At 30.5% G+C, this 16,030-nt stretch carries 13 protein-coding genes; 1 reads left to right on the forward strand and 12 read right to left on the reverse strand.

The features are described 5' to 3' along the window. Positions 1–115 precede the first annotated feature (115 nt). The 7 genes from ABF633_RS12650 to ABF633_RS12680 all read right to left on the reverse strand — a co-directional run bounded on the left by ABF633_RS12650 (position 116) and on the right by ABF633_RS12680 (position 7,683). Positions 116–1,309 carry a phosphoglycerate kinase gene (locus tag ABF633_RS12650; RefSeq protein WP_415524187.1) on the reverse strand — a complete coding sequence of 398 codons (1,194 nt, stop codon included), beginning with the start codon at positions 1,307–1,309 and terminating at the stop codon, positions 116–118. 166 nt (positions 1,310–1,475) lie between these two features. Then, positions 1,476–2,480 carry a type I glyceraldehyde-3-phosphate dehydrogenase gene (gene gap / locus ABF633_RS12655; protein WP_415524189.1) on the reverse strand — a complete coding sequence of 335 codons (1,005 nt, stop codon included), beginning with the start codon at positions 2,478–2,480 and terminating at the stop codon, positions 1,476–1,478. A gap of 126 nt (positions 2,481–2,606) precedes the next feature. Continuing rightward, positions 2,607–3,647: a sugar-binding transcriptional regulator gene (locus ABF633_RS12660; protein WP_415524190.1), complete on the reverse strand. Its 1,041-nt coding sequence runs from the start codon at positions 3,645–3,647 to the stop codon at positions 2,607–2,609. Positions 3,648–3,782: 135 nt separating this feature from the next. After that, positions 3,783–5,144 carry an RNA polymerase factor sigma-54 gene (gene rpoN, locus ABF633_RS12665; RefSeq protein WP_415524191.1) on the reverse strand — a complete coding sequence of 454 codons (1,362 nt, stop codon included), beginning with the start codon at positions 5,142–5,144 and terminating at the stop codon, positions 3,783–3,785. A gap of 117 nt (positions 5,145–5,261) precedes the next feature. Then, positions 5,262–6,104, reverse strand: a complete 843-nt coding sequence (locus ABF633_RS12670) for a DegV family protein (RefSeq protein WP_415524192.1) — start codon at positions 6,102–6,104, stop codon at positions 5,262–5,264. A gap of 79 nt (positions 6,105–6,183) precedes the next feature. After that, positions 6,184–6,666: a tRNA (cytidine(34)-2'-O)-methyltransferase gene (locus ABF633_RS12675; RefSeq protein WP_415524193.1), complete on the reverse strand. Its 483-nt coding sequence runs from the start codon at positions 6,664–6,666 to the stop codon at positions 6,184–6,186. 195 nt (positions 6,667–6,861) lie between these two features. Further along, positions 6,862–7,683 (reverse strand): Cof-type HAD-IIB family hydrolase, encoded by an 822-nt coding sequence (locus tag ABF633_RS12680; protein WP_415524195.1) that lies wholly within the window; start codon positions 7,681–7,683, stop codon positions 6,862–6,864. A 291-nt stretch (positions 7,684–7,974) separates the two neighbouring features. Here ABF633_RS12680 and ABF633_RS12685 point away from each other — a divergent pair, with 291 nt between their 5' ends. Further along, a complete protein-coding gene (locus ABF633_RS12685) occupies positions 7,975–10,557 on the forward strand; it encodes a RyR domain-containing protein (protein WP_415524197.1) in 2,583 nt (860 codons plus the stop codon). 246 nt (positions 10,558–10,803) lie between these two features. On the opposite strand, the gene ABF633_RS12690 is transcribed toward ABF633_RS12685, so the two are convergent. From ABF633_RS12690 to ABF633_RS12710, 5 genes are all read right to left on the reverse strand, one after another. After that, positions 10,804–11,904, reverse strand: a complete 1,101-nt coding sequence (locus ABF633_RS12690; RefSeq protein WP_415524198.1) for an AI-2E family transporter — start codon at positions 11,902–11,904, stop codon at positions 10,804–10,806. A gap of 115 nt (positions 11,905–12,019) precedes the next feature. Then, positions 12,020–12,460 (reverse strand): MarR family winged helix-turn-helix transcriptional regulator, encoded by a 441-nt coding sequence (locus tag ABF633_RS12695; protein ID WP_415524200.1) that lies wholly within the window; start codon positions 12,458–12,460, stop codon positions 12,020–12,022. A 224-nt stretch (positions 12,461–12,684) separates the two neighbouring features. After that, entirely contained in the window at positions 12,685–14,151 is a 1,467-nt protein-coding gene (locus tag ABF633_RS12700; protein ID WP_415524202.1) for an arsenic transporter, read from the reverse strand. A 414-nt stretch (positions 14,152–14,565) separates the two neighbouring features. Then, entirely contained in the window at positions 14,566–15,063 is a 498-nt protein-coding gene (locus ABF633_RS12705; RefSeq protein ID WP_415524204.1) for a ferritin-like domain-containing protein, read from the reverse strand. A 62-nt stretch (positions 15,064–15,125) separates the two neighbouring features. After that, positions 15,126–15,932: an HAD family hydrolase gene (locus tag ABF633_RS12710; protein WP_415524206.1), complete on the reverse strand. Its 807-nt coding sequence runs from the start codon at positions 15,930–15,932 to the stop codon at positions 15,126–15,128. Between the last annotated feature and the right edge of the window lie 98 nt (positions 15,933–16,030).

Raw genomic sequence — 16,030 nt, forward strand, 5'->3', positions numbered from 1 at the left:
TCTGTAAATAATCTTTGCAATAATAAATATTATTTAATAATATTTATTAAAATTAAAGACAGAATAGAAAAATTTATTAAATAATTTTTCTATTCCACATATATATAGATCTTAATTATTTATCGTTAAGTGCTGCTATTCCTGGAAGTTCTTTTCCCTCTAAGAATTCAAGTGAAGCACCACCACCAGTTGAAATATGAGTCATTTTATCTCCAAAACCTAATTGGTTAACAGCAGCAGCACTATCTCCACCACCTATAACTGTTGTAGCATCAGCTTCAGCCATAGCCTTAGCAACAGCTATTGTTCCTTTAGCGAAGTTTTCAAACTCAAATACTCCCATTGGTCCATTCCAAATAACTGTTTTAGCTTCTTTAACAGCTGCAGCATATTCTCCTGCTGTTTTAGGTCCAATATCAAGACCCATGTATCCTTCTGGAATATTTGCATCATCAGTAGTTACAGGTTTAGTATCAGCACTGAATTCTGCTCCAACTACGTTATCTATTGGAAGTAATAATTTTACGCCCTTAGCTTTAGCCTTTTCAAGCATTTCTTTTGCATATTCTACTTTATCTTCTTCAACAAGTGATTTACCAATAGTATATCCTTGGCCTTTTAAGAATGTATAAGCCATTCCTCCACCAATGATTAGTGTATCAACTTTTTCAAGAAGATTGTTTATAACATTGATTTTATCTGAAACTTTAGCTCCACCAAGAATAGCTACGAATGGTCTTACTGGATTTTCTACTGCTTCTCCTAAGAATTTTAATTCTTTTTGTATTAAGTATCCGCATGCAGCAGTTTCAACGAATTGAGTTACACCAACTGTTGAGCAGTGAGCTCTATGAGCTGTACCAAAAGCATCATTTACATATACATCAGCAAGTGAAGCTAATTCTTTTGAAAAGTTTTCTTCGTTCTTTCCTTCTTCTTTTCTGTATCTTGTATTTTGAAGAAGAACAACTTCTCCCTCTTTTAAGTTTTCAACAGCTTTTTTAGCATTTTCTCCTACAACAGTATCATCTGCAGCAAAAACAACTTCCTTTCCAAGTAATTCAGAAAGTCTCTTTGCAACTGGAGCAAGAGTAAGCTTTGGATCTGGTCCTTTAGCTTTTCCAAGATGTGAGCAAAGGATAACCTTTCCACCTTTTTCTGTTAAATATTTTATAGTTGGAAGTGCACCATTAAGTCTGTTTTCATCAGTTATAACGCCATCTTTTAAAGGTACATTAAAATCACATCTTACTAATACTCTTTTACCCTTAACATCGATGTCTTCAATTGTCTTTTTATTATATGACATATCATTTCACCTCATAAAAATTATTTTAAAAAATGTTTTATTATATCTATTAGAATCTATATTTACATATTTAGTTTTAAAAAGGCCCAGCCTCATAGCCTTAACTACAAAACCAGACCTATTTACTATGTTCACATTTTAAAATTTCAATTATTAACTTTTAAGACTATTTTGCAATTTTAGCGAAATATTCTAAAGTTCTAACTAATTGTGAAGTGTATGACATTTCATTATCATACCAAGAAACAGTTTTAACTAATTGTGATCCATTAACATCTACAATTTTAGTTAAAGTTGCATCAAATAATGAACCATAAGATATTCCAACAACGTCAGCTGAAACTATTTCATCTTCAGTGTATCCGAAAGATTCATTTGCAGCTTCTTTCATAGCAGCATTGATTTCTTCAACTGTAACATTTTTCTTAAGAACTGAAATTAATTCAGTTACTGAACCAGTTGGAACTGGAACTCTTTGAGCATTTCCATCTAATTTACCTTTTAATTCTGGGATAACTTGAGCGATAGCTTTAGCAGCACCAGTTGAGTTAGGGATTATGCTGACAGCAGCAGCTCTAGCTCTTCTGAAATCACCTTTTCTGTGTGGGCCATCTAATGTGTTTTGGTCATTAGTGTAAGCATGGATTGTAGTCATGAATCCTTTTTCAATTCCGAATTTATCGTTTAATACTTTAGCCATTGGAGCTAAGCAGTTAGTTGTGCATGATGCACCTGATATAACTGTTTCAGTTCCATCAAGATCTTCGTTATTAACATTGAATACTATTGTCTTTAAGTCATTTCCAGCAGGAGCTGAGATAACAACTTTCTTAGCACCAGCTCTTACGTGAGCTTCAGCTTTTTCTTTCTTTGTGAAGAAACCAGTACATTCAAGAACAACGTCTATTCCTAGTTCTCCCCATGGTAATTTTTCAGGATCTGCTTCAGCGAAAACTTTAACTTCTTTACCGTTAACAACGAAAGCTCCTTCTTTAACTTCAATTTCACCATTGAATCTACCTTGTGATGAATCATATTTGAATAAGTGTGCTAACATTTTTGCATCAGTTAAGTCGTTGATTGCAACAACCTCTAAACCAGGTACTTCAAGAATTCTTCTTAATGCCAATCTTCCTATTCTTCCAAAACCGTTAATAGCTATTTTTGTCATTTTACTACCTCCAAAATAAAATATTCTAAATTATATGTAAATATATAATATTAGCAATTTATATATTAACAAAACATATTATTTACTAAGCACTATAAATAAATACTTTAATAAACAATTGTTTTACTAATTATCATAATTATCATTAGCCATGTTTAATATCTCCATTGCTGTACCCTCATCTGTAATGAGAATATTTTTTTCATTATTAAGCTGTACAGATGCTATAGCATCTGCTTTTGACTTTCCACCAGCTACGGCTATAAGATTTTCAAGTTTCCTAATGTCTTCTATTTTTAATCCTATTGAGGGAGTTGAATAAACTACTTCTCCTCTTCTATTAAAATAATAACCAAAGGCTTCTCCAACTGACCCTTTTTCTAATATAATGCTAGTTTCCTCTTGGCTTAAGCCTCTCCTTGTACTCATTTCATCAGCTCGACCAATTCCATAAATAACCACATTTGCATCATGTAATATATCTATAACATTCTTAATACTTTTTTCATTAAGAATTGTACTGAATGCCACATCACTTAAATTTTCTGGAACATTTAAAAGTTTATATGTAGCTCCTAATTTATTTGCTAAACTAGCAGCAAGCGTATTGGCTTCTGTTTCAACTTTTCTCTCCATAGCTCCCCTTGCTGGAACTACTATGGTATTTTTAAAATAAGGAATGTAGGATAAATTATCAATAACTTCTTTTATAGTAGTACCACCAGTAACTGCTATGATGGTATTATCCTTAAGTATTCCCCTTACATATTGTGCAGCAGTCCTTCCAAGTTCATTCATAACTGTATGATCTTCTTCTACATCTCCTGGCACAATTACAACCTTTTTAATTTTTAAGGCTTGTTTTAGAGCCTCTTCTATTTCACTTAAACCTTTAATTTCGTGTATAAAATCCTTCAGCTTATCTATTATCTCTTCGCCTTCTGAGGTGACTGTCATCCCGGGCGTACTTATATTGATTAAGTTTTGCTTTTTTAAAAAATTAATTTCTGTTCTGACTACTCTTTCTCCAATTTCGAGATGATTTGCCAAAATCCTTCTTCCAACTGGCTGATTATAATAAATTGCTCTAAGTATATTATACCTTTTCTCAAGTAACTCCATAAGCTCTGGAACAATTTTTTGCTGTAATTTTAAAATATCCTGCAATTAAACCACCCCTCTGGCCTACTGATGTCCCAGTAACTCAATTCATGTCCCAGTTATTATTATAGAATAAATAAACTCATTTTTAAATAGTATTTTCAAAAAAAGTCTAAATTATTTTGTTAAAAATCTGAAAATCTAAAATCTTTTTCTTTTGCTGGATGATTTTATCCCCAATTCATCCCTATATTTCGCTACAGTTCTTCTAGAAATACCCATACTTTCACTCTTCAATATATTACAAATATCCTGATCTGAAATTGGCTTTGACTTATCTTCTTTATCAATTATATCTTTTATATAATTTTTAATCTTAACTGTAGATAAGTCCTCCTCTTTATTATTACTAACAGATGTAGTAAATAAATCTTTAATTTTTATAATTCCCCTATCTGTATTTATATATTTTTCCTTAATAGCTCTACTAATAGTGGATTCATGCATATTTATTCTTTCAGAGATATCTTTTAAGGTCATTGGTTTTAAATAGCTGTCTTTATTTAAAAAATAATCCCTTTGTATATTAACAATTTGTTCAATAACTTTATATATGGTATTTCTCCTCATGTCTATACTCTTTATAAGAAATGTGGCTCCATTTATTTTTTCTTTAACATATTTCTTTGCATCTTCATCCTGAGAATCGTTCAAAATATTCTTATATAAATTATTAATGGAAAGTTTAGGTATAAAATTATCATTCATTATAATATATAATTTATCTTCAATTTGCTTTATATAAGCATCAGGTATAATATACTCAGTTTCATCCCCCGTATAAAAACCTCTTGAAGGCTTTGGCTCAAAGGCTTTTACCCTATCTCCATAAGCTTGAGCCTCTTGAATTGTAATATTTAAATCCTTAGCAATTTTATTGTATCTATTTTCAGCTATGTCTTCTAAATATTCATCTATTATATCCTGAAGATTCTTATCCAATATACCTCTTTTTTCAGCCTGTATTTTTAAACATTCTTTTAAATTTCTAGCGCCAACACCCACAGGTTCTAAGGATTGTACTATATCTAGGCTTTCATAGACATATTTTTTATCTGCTTTTAAAATCTCAGATAGTTCATCTATATTTTCCGTTAAATAACCTGAACTATTTATACATTCAATAATATAAAAACATATGGATTTAATGTAATCATTTTCAAGCAAGTCTATAATTTGGTCTTTTAAAAAATCCTTTAAGGATTTTTGCTCAGATATAAAATTAAATGGTGATACTTCCTCATTATCTCTTGAAATTTCTCCGCTATTGTAATTATCAGATTCTAAATATTGAGACAATTTATTATAATCAATTTCATCACTTTTTTCCTGCACCACATCTGAAGGCTCTATATCCACTACAGGATTTTCCTGTACTTCTTTATTAACATAATCTAAAAGTTCATAATTTGACATTTGCAAAAGCTTTACAGATAACTGCATCTGCTGGGTCATTACAAGCTTTTGCTGCTGTGTTAAATTTAAATTAAAATCTAAATTCATACCATCACCTAAATCTGAATTAATTATTTAGGCATCTGAAAATACATAGTTATTTTTTCATGATGCCTTATATTAAAATAATTATACCATACTTCATCAATTGCAAAATAAATTCATTTAATATTTTTCAATAAAAAATATTCCACAGGCCTGAGCTCCACAGTGTGCTCCAACCACACATCCCACTTCACATTCTATAAAATTATTATTATTACTTTCCAGATTTGCTCTCAAACTACCTCTTACTTCTTCTTCATCAATATGTAGTAATATAACTGTATCTTTTTCACTAAAACCTAACCTATCAGTGTACTCTAAAACAGTTTTCACTGCCTTTTTAGTTCCTCTCACTTTATTCATTACAGCCATTTCTCCATCCCTTACTTCAAGTATAAGCTTTATACCCAAGATGTTTCCTATGGCGCCTGCAGTCCGAGATAATCTTCCTCCCTTTACTAGGTTATCCAAACTATTAAATATGAGAGCACTCTTAACATGTGGAATAGCCTCTTCAATTTTTCCTTTTATTTCATAAAGGCTAAGACCTTCTTCTCTTAATCTACATGCCTTAAGAACAAGAACTCCAAGTCCTGATGTAACATTTAAAGTATCAATTACTACTATATCTTCCTTTTTGTCAAGCATGTCTCTGGCTATACAGGATGACTGATATGTTCCACTCATTTTTGAGGACATGTTTAAAAGCAGTATTTTATATCCTTCATTAAGATATTTTTCAAAACATTCAAAGTATCTTTGAGGATTCACCTGAGAAGTAGTTGGAAATATTGCTTCATTTTTCATAATTTCCAGCAGTTTGGATGTGGTTATATCTACACCATCTAAATAAGATTTTTCACCTATATTTACTATAAGAGGGAGTACCTCTATATCATACTTTTTTATTACGTCCTCATTCAAGTCCGCGGTGCTTACAGTTATAATTTTAATTTTTTCCATTAAAATTTCTCCCTATTTTATTAGTAATTTTAATACAAACAGCCACTATTAATTGCCGATCTCTTTATTTTCATATGACTTATTTCATATTAGGAAATCCAATTTGTCTGATTCCCTCATAAGCTACTATAGCCACTGTGTTAGAAAGATTAAGAGATCTTAAACTTGTTTTTACCATAGGAACTCTTATACATCTTTGTGGATCACTATCTCTTATTTCATCTGGAAGGCCACAGGATTCCCTTCCAAACACTATAAAATCTCCCTGTTTAAATTCTACATCATCATAGTAATTTTTACCTTTTGTGGTAGAAAAATAAAAAGTTGAGTTTTCATATTTTCTTCTTAATTCCTCAAAAGAATCATATAAATTCATGTCTAGTTCATCCCAATAATCAAGACCTGCCCTTTTTAGATGTTTTTCATCCAGTCTAAAGCCAAGAGGTTTTATTAAATGCAATTTACTATTTGTAAGCACACAAGTTCTTGCTATATTACCAGTATTCTGAGGTATTTCTGGTTGAAACAGAACTATATTTAAATTTTCCTTTTCTAAAATCATTTTATGTCCCCCGCTCTATTAAATGTACTTTAATCAATAATGAAGGAAAGTGCGAAACAACTCTTAACTCTCCACTGTCTTTTCACTCCGCCCTTTCTCACTATTACGAATTTAAATATATAAAATTTATATTAAACTATAATAAATCATTAGTAAAGTAAAGATTACGTTTCTGTATTTATCTTATATATTTTCTTAAAGTATAAACTTTTCTATTACCTTTGCCACTCCATTATTATTATTTGTCTCTGTTATATAATTTGCAATATTTTTTACCTTGTCAGTGGCATTACCCATAGCAACACCTAATCCTGCAAATTCTATCATTGACAAATCATTTTCGTTATCTCCGATACAAATAACCTCTTCTCTAGCAATGTTATAGAAATCTGCCAATACTTTAACTGCTCTTCCCTTTGCTACGCCCTCAATCATTATTTCTATATTATCACTATTAGAACTTACCACTTCATAATATCCAGCTTCCAATATTTCATCTCTTGCTTTAGCTAAACCTTCATAATTGTCACTGATGCAAATGCATTTTAAAATATCATCTCCCTGTTCTTCAATAACCTTATCTATGTCCTCTGTAGTAATTAATTTTATTTTATTTTTATCAGGTAAATTTTTATTCATTGCCGCATAGGTATTACCTTCATAGAATCCATTTTGTGTAATTACAGCATCATACTTATTATAATATATATTAAAATCATATTTACTAAGTATACTTTGCAATTTTTTACATTTATCCACTCCTATAGAGAGTTCATAAATAACTTTATCGCTATCCTTTTCCCTTATATAGGCACCGTTAGATGCTATAACTGGAGCCTTTACTCCAATAAGTTCAGCGTAATATCTAGCCGAAGCAAATAGTCTTCCTGTACATACCGCTATTTTCACACCTTTTTCACTAGCCTTTTTTAGAGTTCTTAAATTTTCATCACTCACTTCTTTTTTATCATCTAAAAGAGTTCCATCCATATCAATACAAATTAATTTATAATTCATTATCTCATCTCCCCATAGTAAAGTCTAAAAATAGAAATTATTTTGAAAAAAATTCTACTTTTATATTATACATTAATACTATAATTAATTCACTTAGCCAGCACACAAACTATATAAAAATAAGATATAGTAATAATTATTATAAAATAATTATAATCACTTGAAAAACTAACTAACAAAGTTTATACTATCATCAAGGAATATTAATGATCCCACACGTTATTTAAAATACAATTTTTATAATTTTCTTTACATAATCAATTATTATACTTATAGCAGGAGGTACTAATCATGAAGGACAAGAACTTAAAAATTGTTGTATCTGGAGATATTTGCATAAATCTACTACAATGGAAAACTAATAGCTGCGTTGGGAATCTAAACTGGCAGGCTTATCCTTATGTACATAGTGATTTAAAGCCAGGAGAAGCACTGCTGTTATCAAAGCTTATAGCTTCAGCAACAAATTTACCTATAATCTCTCCTGAAATCGACTATTCAAATGGATTTTTACCAGCTGAAATACTCCACTCCACTTCAGAACTAGGTCTTTTTTCTGTAAGTGGCAATAAAGCTGATAGAAACAAAGTTTATAGAATAAAAAATTTTTTGGGCTATACAGGTCCTTGTTCTGGAATACCCAGACTACTTCCAATAGTTAATGATGATGAAAATGCTGATTTAGTTATACTAGATGATGAGGATAATGGCTTTAATTCCAGTGAAGAATTCTGGCCTTTGGCCTTAAAATCACCAAATAAAAAGCCTGTAGTCATATATAAAATGAACAACCCTATAGGTTCTAACAGTCTTTGGAAGCATCTAGAAGAATTTCATATTGAAAATACTATAGTAGTAATAAATGCGGATGATTTACGTTCAAAGGGTGTAAATATAAGTAGAAGTCTTTCTTGGGAAAGAACAGCTCTAGATTTTATTTGGCAGCTTAATAATAATCCAAGTCTTTCTTTCCTTGCGAAATGTCATCACCTTATTGTGCCTTTTGGCCTTGAAGGTGCTATACATTATAGAAATGATGGAATCTCTGAATCTCGCTTATATTTTCTTACAAATGAGTTTGAAGGAGACTTTATTAAGGATAGTCAAGGAAGTATGTATGGGCTTTTATCCTGCTTTGTAGCGGGCCTTGCTCATAATATCGTTTTTGGAATATTAAATGATGAAGATTTAAGTGAATCCATAAGTGAAGGCATACGAGAAGGTATTGTATATTCTCAAAAATACTTTATTCATGGTTTTGGAAAATATCCTGAGTCCGAAGTCTGTCCAAGTTCTGATATATTTGCAGAAAGTGAAAATGACTTCATCTATAAAGAGCAAATACAGGACGTGGTAATACGTAACTCCAACAATCCAAACTGCCGAGCTTGTTGGTATATTATTAAAGATAAAAGTTCTATTAATTTAGCTGAAATTGCCTATGATGTAGTTAAAAATGGTGAAGAAAGTGCCCTAAAATTTATACCTATAGCACGATTCGGTAATTTAAAAACCGTTGATAGAACAGAAATTGAAAGTTATAGAAGTATTAAAAATCTTATGTTGGAATATATATCCACTAAAAATACCGTTCGTCCACTTTCCATCGCTGTATTTGGTACTCCTGGATCTGGAAAATCTTTCGGTGTAACAGAAGTAGCTTCCAGCATTGCTCCTGGATTAATTAAAAAAATAAACTTTAATCTATCTCAGCTGCAGACATTAGAAGATTTAATTAACGCCTTTCATAAAGTTAGAGATCTTTCTTTAGAAGGTAAATTGCCCCTTGTATTTTTTGATGAATTTGACTCTAGTTTTGGTACAAAGCTTGGGTGGTTAAAGTACTTCCTAGCCCCTATGCAGGATGGTGTATTTAGAGAAGGTGATTCTATTCATCCTATTGGAAAGGCTATCTTTGTGTTTGCCGGTGGAACAAGCAGTACCTTTGAACAGTTCTGTGGTGAAGAAATGGAAGATGAAAAAGAACAAAAATATTTTATGAGGGAATTTCAAAGCGCTAAAGGCCCAGACTTTATAAGTAGGTTAAGAGGCTATGTAAATATTCTGGGCCCTAATCAAACAGATGAAAATTGGGATCAGCTATTTATTGTCCGTAGAGCTATGCTATTGCGTTCATTAATAGAACGTAAAATGCCACATCTTATAAATGAAAAAGGAGAGGCCCAAATAGATAACGGTGTGCTTAGAGCTATGCTAAAAGTTGCAAGATATAAGCATGAATCACGTTCTATGGAGGCTATCATGGAAATGAGTATGCTTAATAATGCAAAAAAATGGGAGCAATCCTATTTACCTTCAAAAGAGCAGCTCAAACTCCACGTGGATGAGGAACAATTTTCAAGACATTTAATGCAAGATGCATTTTTCAGTGAAAAAATTGAAAAGCTAGCAATGGACATTTATGGAAAACATGAGATGCTAAAAACTAATAATGAAAATAAAACTTCTCCTAACTTATGGAATAATATTGATGATGATATAAGAAATTCCAGTATAGATCAAATAAAACACATACCTGATGCATTGCATCGAATTAATTATGATATAGTTTCTGTTAAAGAAAAAGTAAGTGCCATTAAGTTTACAGAAAAGGAATTAAATACTTTGGGTGCTTACGAGCATAAACGTTGGTGTCTTCAGAAAAAAGAAGCTGGTTGGGTCTATGGAAAAGAAAAAAGTTCCACTAGGAAGACGCATCCTTCTCTTGTAGCCTGGGAAATACTACCTGAAGATAGAAAAAGAAGAGTAATTGATACTGTTAAATTTTGGCCAGAAATATTGGCAGATGCAAATTTTAAAATAGAGAAATTAAAGTCTTTATGTTATTGTGAAGTTCATGGATTGTTAGATTAGGCATCTGAAAATAAATAATAAATCAAAGATAAATGAGCAGCTTTCAAAACGCTGCTCATTTTCTATTTAAAAATCTTTATCTAATATTAGGCATATTCAAATAAATAACTAGTCAGTATGCTAGCCTATTTTAAATCCTACTGCGTCAGCAGAACCCTCAGATAGCCCACTATCTTCGAAACCTGCTTCCTTGTTGGATTTAAAATATTCGTCGCATCTTTGACTTACTATTTATTTTCACATGCCTTAGTTAGCCTTCTTGTAAGCTATCTTTTTTAAGATAATAATTGTATTTTTTATTATTGCATAAATTGGCACTACTGCAAAAGCTGCAAAGGGCCCTGCAATAGAAACTGCTGCAATTACTAAAAATATATCCGTCAAGGGATGAATATTCATACTTTTTGACATTATAGCAGGAACAACTATTCTGCCCTTTAATGTCTGAACTATTATAAAAACAACTATAAGTTTTATCACCATAGATAATCCCATACTTAAGGCTATAATTACTGGAATTATCATAGATATTAAAAATCCAATAAAAGGTATAAAGGCAAGAACAAAGGTTATACTTGAAAGCAGCATTGCATTTGGCATTTTTATTATTATATAACCTATAAATATCATTATTGACAGCGATAGAGCAACCTTCGCCTGACCTGTAACATAATGACTTAGTACATCATCACAATTGTCACATATTCTGTCTGAAGTATCCCTATACTTTTCAGGTATAAAAGTTAATAGCTTTTCCTTAAATTTATGGCCATCTTTAAGCATATAAAAAACTATAACAATTATAAGTAGAACCATAGAAAAGGCATTCATAAAATAGCTTATAATTCGTTTGAAATTATATCCTATTCCCTGAATGTAACGCTTAACCATTAGTGTTGCCAAACTATATATTTCCTTTACATTTATAAAATTATTAACCCAATTTATAATTCCATCAATATTCTTCCTATCATTTATTATCTGCCAGAGTTCACTGCTAATTTGCCGGAACTGCTCATAGGCATAATTGCTGAAATAATAAAATACTCCACTTAAAACAAATGCAAAAATAATCAAAGTAAGAATACTTGATCTTCCATAGCCCAGTCCCTTTTTAATAAAAATATTATTTAAAGGTCTTATAATATAATATATAAGTATTGAAACAAATAATGGAATTAAAAAAGCTTTATCTACAACACATATAAATTTTCTTATAGAACCCATCTTCCCTAAAAAATTGAAGGCTAATAGTGTGAGGTTTATAATTATTAAATAATAAATTATATTTTTTTTCACGTTATCACTTCCTAAAGCTTTAGTAACTACTAAACTTATTTTTAACATAAAAAAAAAAATAATCCCTGCTTTATTAAATTAATATCTAAAAGAAACAACAGGTAGAAATGCTGATACACTGATTAATTATTTCTTTAGAGATCTCTTAAAGCAAAGATTATTTTTATCCAAGTTTTTTAGTTATACTATAAATATCATCAATAGCTTTTAATAATGTATCCACTTCATCTTGATCAAATACTTCCATTCTCTTTTTTAGTGCTTCAGTTATTTCAGCCTTTGAATCATTTAAGAAATTATAACCCCTTTCCGAAAGTCTAACATTAATTATCCTTCTGTCCTTTTCATTAGTCATTCTTTCAACTAATTCATTATCAATAAGTTTGTCTACCATAGGCGTTAATTGCTGCTTTGATATACACATTTTATTAGATAATTCTGACATAGTCAGTATTCCATCATTCTTCATAATAAATAAAGCATTATACTGTAATATGCTAAGACTAGGCTTTATTTCAAGCTCTAAAGGCCTTATAAGTCTTTTTTCTAATGTTGGGAGCAATAAAAGAAGCTTATCAACTACCTCTACTAGGTTATTTTCCACTGGCTATCACCTCACTATTACAATTATACTTCATATTTATATATAAATAAATCATATATATATTAGAAAATTATGGTATTGTAACAATTTAATTTATAGTTTATATATTAAAATTAAGTGAATAATTATATTAATCACGTTAGAATATACAATTGATAAAGTTTTAAATCATACAGGATTTCAAAATAAAATATATATTTGATTTTAAAATCCTATACAATTTTTCATCTAAAAAATACTGTTTGTACCCAGAGGTACAATAATCCAATAGTTAATATTACAGTTGCTGGTATAACTATTATAGAGAGTTTCAAATAGTCCATCCATGATATCTTTATCTTATTTTTCTTTAATATAAACATCCACATCAAGGATGCTAATGTTCCAATAGGAAGAATAAGAGACCCTACATCGCTGCCAATAATATTCACTAAATAAATCATTTGTAAATCCTTTAAACTTAGATTCATACTAGTTAAAGTAATTGTGACAACCATTAATGCTGGGTGATTATTAAACAAATTAGCTAGCAGCGAAGTAAGTCCACTCATCATAAAACTTGCTGCAAACAAGTTCTGTTTTATAATTGGCTCACAAAATCTGGCAAGAAAATCTGTTAATCCAATATTGTGAAGACCATATATAATAACATACATAGAGAATGCAAACACTAATATATCCCATGGAGTTTTTTTCAATACATCTCTCGGATTTATTCCTAAATAAATCCATCTCCACAATAACAAAATTGTTGAAGCCATTATAGCAACAAATTGGATTGGTATTCCAAAGTAAGATGCAGCAAATATTAAACATCGAATAGAAAACACAAATCCCAAAATTTTCAATATAAAACTTGTCCTTTTTCTCTCTGTATCAAAAGAAAGCCTCCCCAATTTTGCACCTTTCGCTTTAGTTTCCTTAACATTAGGTTGTCCGATTCCAGTATGCTCAGTATATTGAATAGGGCTTTTTAACACTTCATCCTCTAATCCAGCTATTTCTGTTGGGATTTTACTTGGTAATTTCTTCTTTAACAGAAAGAACATTAAAACTGACATAAAAATCAATCCAACTGTACAGGGTACAAACATCATAGCAGTGTGCATATATAAAGTCATATGAACAATGTTTAACGCAATCAAATTCGTGATATTGCTTACTCCTATTGGAGCACTTGAGGCAGTAGCAATTAATGCTCCACTTAATAGATAAGGTATTTGATCACGAGTTTTTAATTGCATTTTTCTCAGCAATAATATTAAAATAGGGGTAGTAATTAATATGCTTCCATCATTATTAAAAAGTAATGTCATTAAAAAGCAGAATATTTGGATATTCCAATATAGTCTATAACCAGACCCTTTTGATAAATGTGCTAACTTAATTGCAATAAATCTAAAAAACCCAATACTCTCCAAAACCACGGACATTACTATAGTTGCAATAATAGTAAGAGAAGCTCCGCCTATCTTATCATTAATATCCATAATATTTCCATAGGATACGCCGCCTACCAATATGACTGCAATGGCACCAATGGCAGCTGGATAGGCTTCTTTCATATCTTTTGGTCTTATAAAAATCACTATCATAGTCAGTAAAAATATACAAATCATAGTTACACTTATATATTGTTGTACTATAAACATCATCGATATACTGTTGAATGCTGCTATAGAATTTAACACAAATACCAACCTCCTATTAAAATTATCCACTATAGACTACATTCTTCTAATTTATATTATGCTGCAAGATTTATTTAGCTACTTCCATATGACTTAATTTGATAATATATTTATAGACAAAAAAGACCATCTTTAATGCATATCAATACATTTTAAGACGGTCTTATATTAATTTATCCGATGACTACCCACTCTAATACTCCCATTGCACTCTGTAAAATCGATTCACAGAAAATCGAAGATTTTTTCTACTTTTCTTCAAGTGGGAGTAAAGAGTGGCTACGTCCCTGGATAACGACTTCTAAGCATCAGTAGGAATAAAAACTCCACCTGATGCCAAGAATTCTGTTTATATATAATTTTTAATTCAACTATTTTTTTAATTATTCGATTTTTCGACTGCATATTTTTAAACTATTTACACAATAAGCTCTTAAAAATCTTTATATGCAATTGCTCATCCAAAATTATTCTTGCAAGTAAATCTTTAATACACTTGTTATGAAGTTTTTCAATATGCATTCTATATTGCTCTATTGCTCTGCATTCACCTTTTATGGCAAGTTTTATTCTATCTTTAGTACAATGTCCATAGGGTACACAATCACTACACCAGATTTCACAGCTGCCGCTGCGAAATTTAGGTTTAACCCCTAACTGACAGATAACATTTGCCAGCATACTAAGATGAGACATTTCTACCATAGCTATACATAAAAAAGCATCTGATACATATTTACTTCCGGCTAGTTCATGAGCATATATATATTGTGATATTGTAGTATATTCACTTGTACAGCATGATGCGTAATCATCTAAAAGTAATGCGGCATCATGTTTGTCTTTTTTACATATTTTTACGGAAGGATAAGGTAAATTCACTCTACAACATAAGCTATTACTGAAATCCACTAAGCACACCTCCTATCCTAATACTATAGTATTTAAGATAGATATTACATGTACTAAGTAATTTATACTAAATTTTTTTCAAGCCACTTCACTATATATTCTATAGGATGTTCATCATTTGAGGGGCAAGTGTATTTTACTATATCTAGTACCCTTCTATTGCCATTTGCAACACAAAATCCATACTCAGCCTGATAAAGTAATTCTATATCATTCATATTGTCCCCTACTGCAGCAGTCTTTCTCAAATCAATATTTAAAACTCTACACAGCTCCACTAAGCCATATCCCTTAGATGTGTTTTTAGGAATTATTTCTAAATAATTTTCTCCACTTCTTATTAAATTTACACTGCCAAAGGTATTTATAAAGCTTTCTTCAAGAATATCAAGTTGTTCTTCTTCTCCAAGTATTAATACTTTAGTCCAATTTTTTTCCCATATATCCTCTATATCATAGTATACCTCATATCCTTTTTTAGAAAATCTCTCTGTAAATCTACAAGGATTATAGATATATACATTTTCTTCACAATAGATTTCAAGTCCAAGCGAAGTGTCACTAAGCTTAACTTTTTTTATTACATCCTTTACTGATTCTTCTAAGCACAACTCATATATAGTTTGTTTCCTTCTGTAATCATGAAGTTTTGCTCCATTGTACAATATTATTGGAGCATTAACTGGCAGTTGATTTAGATATCTTCCCGCTGATTCCATAGTTCTACCTGTAGCAATTGTAAATATACCACCCCTATCTACAAATTTATTTATAGCATTAATATTTTCCTTTGATATTTCTGCTTTGCTGTTTATAAGCGTTCCGTCCATATCCGAAATCAATAAATATCCTTTGAATTTTGTATCCATAAATTCTCCATTTCCATTTAGTAATATCAATAAATAGCTAAATTAATTATTGTTTTGAGTATTCATTTTAAAATGTGCTTAATATATAATAACTGTTA

Source organism: Clostridium sp. (genome assembly GCF_047718555.1).
Lineage (GTDB): Bacteria > Bacillota > Clostridia > Clostridiales > Clostridiaceae > Clostridium_I.

Bases quoted from the DNA above. Each gene is read 5' to 3' on its own strand.
- gap (WP_415524189.1), bottom strand. From the start codon at position 2,480: ATGACAAAAATAGCTATTAACGGTTTTGGAAGAATAGGAAGATTGGCA.
- ABF633_RS12670 (WP_415524192.1), bottom strand. From the start codon at position 6,104: ATGGAAAAAATTAAAATTATAACTGTAAGCACCGCGGACTTGAATGAG.
- ABF633_RS12680 (WP_415524195.1), bottom strand. From the start codon at position 7,683: ATGAATTATAAATTAATTTGTATTGATATGGATGGAACTCTTTTAGAT.
- ABF633_RS12710 (WP_415524206.1), bottom strand. From the start codon at position 15,932: ATGGATACAAAATTCAAAGGATATTTATTGATTTCGGATATGGACGGA.
- rpoN (WP_415524191.1), bottom strand. From the start codon at position 5,144: ATGAATTTAGATTTTAATTTAAATTTAACACAGCAGCAAAAGCTTGTA.
- ABF633_RS12650 (WP_415524187.1), bottom strand. From the start codon at position 1,309: ATGTCATATAATAAAAAGACAATTGAAGACATCGATGTTAAGGGTAAA.
- ABF633_RS12685 (WP_415524197.1), top strand. From the start codon at position 7,975: ATGAAGGACAAGAACTTAAAAATTGTTGTATCTGGAGATATTTGCATA.
- ABF633_RS12690 (WP_415524198.1), bottom strand. From the start codon at position 11,904: ATGTTAAAAATAAGTTTAGTAGTTACTAAAGCTTTAGGAAGTGATAAC.
- ABF633_RS12675 (WP_415524193.1), bottom strand. From the start codon at position 6,666: ATGATTTTAGAAAAGGAAAATTTAAATATAGTTCTGTTTCAACCAGAA.